Consider the following 6,272-nt stretch of genomic DNA (forward strand, 5'->3'; position numbering starts at 1 on the left):
CCTACCAAAGGTTGGCGGCGTAGCGAGCAGCTCCCCTCAGCCCCACCTGCGCATTCACCACCACCTGCACCGACAGTTGCTCCAGAAGAGGACGCATCCGCCCCTTATCCAAAAACGAGGACAAAAACTCCCCTCGATGCAGTAGGCGCAAGAGCTTGGGCGCGATCCCCCCAGCGATGAACAGGCCCCCGCGCGGCAATAGGTGTAGGGCAAAGTTCCCGACTGCAGCCCCGTACAGGCTGATGAAAAGCCGCAGACACTCCACCGCCAGAGGATCCCGTGCTTCCATGGCAGCATTGGCAATTTGGGCTGCCGGGTCAATATGCTTAGCTCCCTTTTCCCAAGCCTCAATTTGGGCCAGCAGCTGTTCTTCTCCTGAGCCCCACTGGCTATCCCGCAAAAATTGATAAATGGCAACGATCCCCTGCCCCGAGACCACCCGCTCGGTGGAGACACGTCCGTGCCGTTTTTGCAAATACCTCAAGAGCTCCCACTCCAGAGGGGTGCGCGGGGAAAAGTCCACGTGACCGCCCTCGCTGGCATGAACTTGGTAACCCCCTTCTCCCCAGGTAAGGTAAGCCTGCCCCAAACCCGTGCCTGCTCCCATCACGCCAATCGGAGCCCGCGGTTGACGCTCACCCACTTGCAAGGTGTCCAGATCCTGGTCGCCGAGGGCAAGCACGCCATACCCCACAGCGCTGAAGTCGTTGATCAAGGCTACGCGCGGGATCCCCAGCTCTGCGGCCAATTGGCTCGACTGCAGATCCCAGGGCAAGTTGGTCACTTTGGCAGTCTGTCCCTCAGACCCTGAGCCCCTTGTTTCCATGACGGGGCCGGCCACTGCAAAACAGGCGGCAGCAGGCTGTGGATCTCGCCCCAGCTCCCGCCGAGCCTGGGCCAGAAACTCTCCCACCATTGGGGCGAGGTTGGCGTAATCTTGGCTGGCATAGCGGCAGTGGTAAAGGCTGTGCTCGGGATCCTCGGCATTGACAAGGCTGAGGCTGGTTTTGGTGCCCCCAATATCTCCTGCCAAAAGCAAGTCCATACGGTTTCCTCCGGCCAGCACCTCCTTCCCACCCTGGCATTTCTGGAGAGGGGATGCCAATTTCAGCCCCCAAGGAATCCCAGGGCTTCTTCCCTCCTGCAAACGAACATCCGCTGCCGAGAAGAGAGAAGGGCGAAGAAAGTGGTATGTTAACTGATGTGAAGTTTTTTAATATCGCATTTTGTCTTCTACACCTTTTTTACCCCCTCTCCAGGATGAGCTCTGGCTGTCCTCTGAGCATTTGGCCGGGCTGGATCCCCACCCTCTCTCGGTTCAAAGGCGTTTCCGATCCCACCATGCCATTGGGGGAGTGGCAGCTCTGCTCGTGAGTCTGCCCGTTTTTGTGCAAGCGCCCCTGGTGCGGTATGCCCCTTGGGTCAGCTTGGTGATGTCTTTGGGCTGGCTGGGCCTTAGCTTGCATCTCTACTCCCAGCCCCGTACCCGCCTGTGGGGAGATTTGCTGTACGGCTTTACCCTGACTTGGCTGGCAGGATCCCTGTATTGGGGATGGCTGCGCTTTGAGCCTCTTTGGCACATGCCCATGGAAGCCTTGGGGATCCCGATTGTCTGGTGGGGGACACGGCGACGGTTTGCCCGCATCGGTACCTGGTTTTATCTCGGCTCCCTGTGGGGTACGGCGGTTACAGATCTCTACATTCACTCGGTGGGGCTGCTGCCTGAGTGGCGGCAGGCGATGCAGTTTGACCGGTTGGAGCAGGCGGTTGTCCCTTTTAGGGCGGCCCTCGACAAAATGGCTACCCCCTGGGGCCTGGGTTGGGGCATCGGCTTGGGCCTTCTGTTGCTGGGTGTTGGATTGTGGAGAGTCCAGGGATCCCGCCGCTTGCACCATTGGGCATTTGCGGGAGCAGTGCTGAATACCCTGTTGGTGGATGGGCTATTTGGCTGGGGGGCAGCTCTGCTGCGGTGAGCTGGGACATCCCCATAACTCTGCTTCAGGTGGGAGTAGAAGTATTGGTAGGGCTGGGAGCTCCATCGGACTCCGTCCTGCCAACGTCGGCGGCAGCAGGTGCAGTTGCCGGCAGTGTAGGTTCTGGCCCGGCAGGAGGCAACTCCGGTGCCGGTGCGGGCTGAGGCAGAAAGTCGATGACCTCCCAAGTCTTGGAATCCGGTGAGCTGTAGGCCAGCAGCCACCGTTCGGGCACGGTTTTGACGCGGTCGGGCGAGCGTTGTGTAGCAACAGTTTGTGCCTTTTGGTGGGCCAGGGTGATCTGGAAGGGATCCCCTTTGCGGCGATAGGGGCGGCGGGATCCCGGCGGCTGCACGCTCAGGGTGTAGGTGCCGCTGAGGTGATGGCCTTCCAGGGTTTCTCCTGAGGCCAACAGCAAGGGTTCACGGCGATCCTGGCGGATTTTCACATCCTGCAATTGCAGGCGGGCTGCTAGCTGGTCACTGCCCACCAAGGATCCCACCGGCCCGGACACATGAGCGATCTGATAGGCGAGGGCCTGCTGCACAATCGGCTTTGGCGGTCTAGGGCCGCAGCCGGCCAGCAGCCCCACCAGCACAATAGCCACAAGGCTAATCGTGCCCCGCAGAACCGATCCCCTACAACTCCACCCCAGTTTTGGCATCGCTTCCCCTGAGGCCATCAGACGGTAACTAAGGTGGGGTGTTGCTTCAGGTATTCCGTATTCACGCCGGACTCGCGGGTGAGAGCCACCAGGCCGGTACGGGCGATCTCACGGATGCCAAAGCTGGTCAACATCTTGATGATGGCCACCATTTTGCCGGGATCCCCGGTTACCTCAAGAGTCAAAGACTCCTCCGCCACATCCACAATCCGGGCGCGAAACATTTGGGCCACATCCATAATGGCGGAGCGGGTATCGGGGCTGGCATTGACCTTGACCAGCATCAGCTCCCGTTCCACGCAGGGAACATGGGTGATATCGGTAACTTTCAGCACGTCGATGAGCTTGTAGAGCTGCTTCGTCATCTGCTCCACATCGTGTTCATCTCCCTGCACCACCATGGTGATGCGAGAGATCCCCGGTCGTTCGGTGGGGCCAACGGTGAGGCTGTCGATGTTAAAGCCGCGACGGGCAAACATCCCCGCAATGCGGGTTAAAACGCCAGGCTGATCCTGCACGAGGGCGCTGAGGGTGTGTTTCACGGCAACCAGAGGATAGAGAAAAAGCTGAGAAGAGGTTGGGGAAGCACCTGGGAATAACAATACCCTGAGGAAATTTTACGCCAACTTTGCCGGAATGTTTTTCGCATTGCTCCGGTCGGAGCACAGCTGCAGAGCCGGCGCCCTAGAGAAAGACAGCGCAGCCGTTAACTCTCCAAAGACCCGCGCGTAACCCCCAATTGGCTGTGTAGCTTCAGCTCCTGCCACAGTTGGGATCCGCTGAGTTGACCTTGTAGGAGTTGCTGATAGCGGTGCAGGGTTTGTTGGATCTCGGCGGGGGATTCATGCAAAAATTCGATGCGCAGATAGCGCAGGCCCAAGGCCAATAATTTCGGCACATATTCTGCCCCCGTTTGGGCCTTGCCGTTGTAGAGGGTATTCCGACAGCCGGCATCGGCCTTCAAAATGTGCTCGACATTGGCCCTGTCCCTCAGCTTCACCTCGTGTTTTTCACATGGGCGACCACAATTGGTGTAATCCGTTCCGCTGGATAAAAAGGCGCAAAAGACGCAGTGCTCCATGTGGAACAGGGGCATATGTTGATGAAGGGTAACCTCATACCTATGTGCGGGGCCGGCTTGCAGCAGGGATCCCAGTTGCTCGTGGTTGAGGTCATAGGAAGCCGTCAGGCGCTCCAGGTTGTAACGGGTTTTGAGATAGTGGGCCGTGATGGGATTGGCCACATTCAAGGAAAAATCCCCAATGCAGCGCTGCCCGGCAAAAAAACGGAGATGGTCGTAATTTCTCACCAAGTAGCCATCGGCCCCAGCGGCCAACACTTGCTTTAGGATCCAGGTTTCTCCCGGCTTGGTGATGCGGGGCGGGGCAGCCCACAGCTCCACCTCAGGATGGATGGCTTTGGTTGTGCGGATCACCTCCCGATAGCGGCGGGGATCCTCAAACTCCAGATAGATCTGCCTAATACCGCTGGCTATCGCCGCCGGCAGTTGCGCCGGATCCCGCACCAACACCACCAACTGCGGGGATCCCCTTTCGGGCTCCTCCTGAGAAGGCACCAGATCTTGCCAGCGAGCTTCGGGATTGAGTTGCCAGCGCGGGGGCTGAGCTCGCAGAGCTTGTAGGCGTTCCACCGCTTGTCGGCGCATCTGGTTGAGCAGGCTCACCGGCAGCATTACCTCCCCCTGCAAGGCATTGTGCAGGGATCCCAACTTGAAGGGAGTGGAGCCCAAACGGCCCAGTTGCTGTCGCAGTTTTTCGGTGGTGAGGGGTTGGCGGTGGGCAGCTTCCAGGGGCAGCGGCGAATCCACCTGCACCGTATGGCCTTGCTCATCCCGCAGGATCAGCGTCAGCGGGGATCCCACTTGGCCGTGAACCTCCATGTGGACAGGCCGCTGAAAGCGGGGGTGATCCCCGGCGTAGCTTTGGCGCAGGCGCTTTTCCAGTTCCGGGTCGCTGGTCTTCCAGAGGCGATCCCCCACCCGCAGACGTTTGAGATCAATGACCCCCTCTCCGAAGCTGAGCCAGGCCAGCCCCTGCTTCTCTTGCACCCGGTAAACTCGCCCCCCCTGCTCCGGCAACTCCGGCTGCCCCTGGTCAAACACCACGCCGTCCCCAGCTTTGAGGGGTGCCTCCAGCCGGATCCCCACCTGATCCTGTTGGATCCCCACCACCTGCCCCAGGTAAACCCCCCGTTTCTTGCCAAACCGCGCGTGCACCAGCTCCTGGTTGTTGATGCCCCGCAGCCAGCCTGTGTAGAGCCCACGAGAAAAGCTCATCTCCAGCTCGTAGCGTTCCTGTTGCGAGGGCTGCCACGGCTGCCCCGCTCCCAGCGCATCCAAGGCCTGCCGATACACCCGCGTTACATTGGCTACATATTCTGGGGATTTCAGCCGGCCCTCAATTTTCAGACAGCGGATCCCCAGCTTCACCAGCTCCGGCAGCACCTCCAGCCCGGCCAAATCTTGAGGGCTGAGCAGATACCGCTTCTCCCCCAAGTCGCGGCGGATCCCGTCTACCACCAGCTCATAGGGCATGCGGCAGGCTTGGGCACATTCCCCCCGATTGGCCGAACGCCCCCCCAGCGCCTCGCTGGTCAGACATTGCCCCGAGTAGGCCACGCACAACGCCCCATGCACAAAGACCTCCAGAGATAGGGAGGATCCCTTCTCTTGCAGATAGGCCTGGATCTGGGCGATTTCCTGGAGGGAACATTCCCGCGCCAGCACCACCACCTCACAGCCCAGCTCAGCGGCAAACTCCGCTCCCACTCCACTGGTGATGGTCATTTGCGTGGAAGCATGGATGGGGAAATCGGGGGAAAGATGCCGGATCAGGCGGGCGATGCCAATATCCTGCACAATCACCGCATCCACCCCCGCCGCAATCATCGAGCGGATGTATCCCTCGGCTTCCGTCAGCTCCCTTGGAAAAACCAGGGTATTTAAAGTAACATAGCCCCGTACCCCCCGCCGGTGCAGCCAGGCCATCAGTTCCGGCAAATCCGCTTCCGTAAAGTTGCGGGCGCGCATCCGGGCGTTGAAGCGCTCCAGCCCAAAGTAAATGGCATCGGCTCCGTTTTCCACTGCCGCCTTGGCACACTCCCAATCCCCCGCCGGGGCCAGCAGCAGGGGCAACTTGGTGGTCAGAGGCGGCGCCTCAAAGTGATCCGTTTCCGCGAAATCTATCCCAGCAGCTTTCATCGGAAGACAGCCCCACAAAGAGAACAAGGGATCCTTTCCCATTCAAAATCAAAAAACCTGAGAGCAGGATCCCCTTGTCTCAGGTCAAGCTGCCTCTGCCGGCGGCCTCTTAACAAAAAACTCGTTCCGTCCGCAAAGGGTCTAGCTAAGAAGCCACCAGCACATTCAGGATCCCGGTGAGGACGGCGCTGAACAAAGCCAACGTTAGGTAGCGGCCAACAGCCGGGTTGTCACCCAGCAGCCGATCGGAAGCGCTGATGGTGAAAAACAAAGACCAGGCCTGAGTAGCGTTGATGGTCTCAAATTGGTTGAATTCAGCGGTGAAGATCTTAAGCCATGACTCAATGCTGATACATTTACGCTGAACACTGCTGAACATCACTGTTCAACTATGCAGCGATAGCATTCTGTTTGT

The 6,272-nt window shown here is 59.4% G+C and carries 6 protein-coding genes; 1 reads left to right on the forward strand and 5 read right to left on the reverse strand.

The features are described 5' to 3' along the window. Window position 1: 1 nt before the first annotated feature. Window positions 2-1,045: a glucokinase gene (locus tag NW839_RS07755; protein WP_414349776.1), complete on the reverse strand. Its 1,044-nt coding sequence runs from the start codon at window positions 1,043-1,045 to the stop codon at window positions 2-4. Window positions 1,046-1,226: 181 nt separating this feature from the next. On the opposite strand from NW839_RS07755, the gene NW839_RS07760 reads away from it, so the two are divergent. Continuing rightward, the gene (locus tag NW839_RS07760; RefSeq protein ID WP_414349777.1) at window positions 1,227-1,973 is read left to right on the forward strand and encodes a DUF3120 domain-containing protein; all 747 of its coding nucleotides are present in this window, start codon (window positions 1,227-1,229) and stop codon (window positions 1,971-1,973) included. A 25-nt stretch (window positions 1,974-1,998) separates the two neighbouring features. Here NW839_RS07760 and NW839_RS07765 read toward each other — a convergent pair whose 3' ends face one another. From NW839_RS07765 to NW839_RS07780, 4 genes are all read right to left on the reverse strand, one after another. Next, window positions 1,999-2,580, reverse strand: coding sequence for a hypothetical protein (locus NW839_RS07765; protein WP_414349778.1), 582 nt, complete (start codon window positions 2,578-2,580; stop codon window positions 1,999-2,001). A 74-nt stretch (window positions 2,581-2,654) separates the two neighbouring features. Further along, window positions 2,655-3,179, reverse strand: a complete 525-nt coding sequence (ilvN, locus tag NW839_RS07770) for an acetolactate synthase small subunit (RefSeq protein ID WP_011432604.1) — start codon at window positions 3,177-3,179, stop codon at window positions 2,655-2,657. A gap of 164 nt (window positions 3,180-3,343) precedes the next feature. Continuing rightward, window positions 3,344-5,857, reverse strand: a complete 2,514-nt coding sequence (locus NW839_RS07775) for a DUF3656 domain-containing U32 family peptidase (protein WP_414349779.1) — start codon at window positions 5,855-5,857, stop codon at window positions 3,344-3,346. A gap of 145 nt (window positions 5,858-6,002) precedes the next feature. Continuing rightward, window positions 6,003-6,236: a hypothetical protein gene (locus NW839_RS07780; protein WP_414343466.1), complete on the reverse strand. Its 234-nt coding sequence runs from the start codon at window positions 6,234-6,236 to the stop codon at window positions 6,003-6,005. Window positions 6,237-6,272: the final 36 nt, after the last annotated feature.

The sequence above is a fragment of the Synechococcus sp. R5-15 genome (genome assembly GCF_047462035.1).
Taxonomy (GTDB): Bacteria; Cyanobacteriota; Cyanobacteriia; order Thermostichales; family Thermostichaceae; genus Thermostichus.

Bases quoted from the DNA above. Each gene is read 5' to 3' on its own strand.
- NW839_RS07755 (WP_414349776.1), bottom strand. From the start codon at position 1,045: ATGGACTTGCTTTTGGCAGGAGATATTGGGGGCACCAAAACCAGCCTC.
- NW839_RS07780 (WP_414343466.1), bottom strand. From the start codon at position 6,236: ATGTTCAGCAGTGTTCAGCGTAAATGTATCAGCATTGAGTCATGGCTT.
- NW839_RS07775 (WP_414349779.1), bottom strand. From the start codon at position 5,857: ATGAAAGCTGCTGGGATAGATTTCGCGGAAACGGATCACTTTGAGGCG.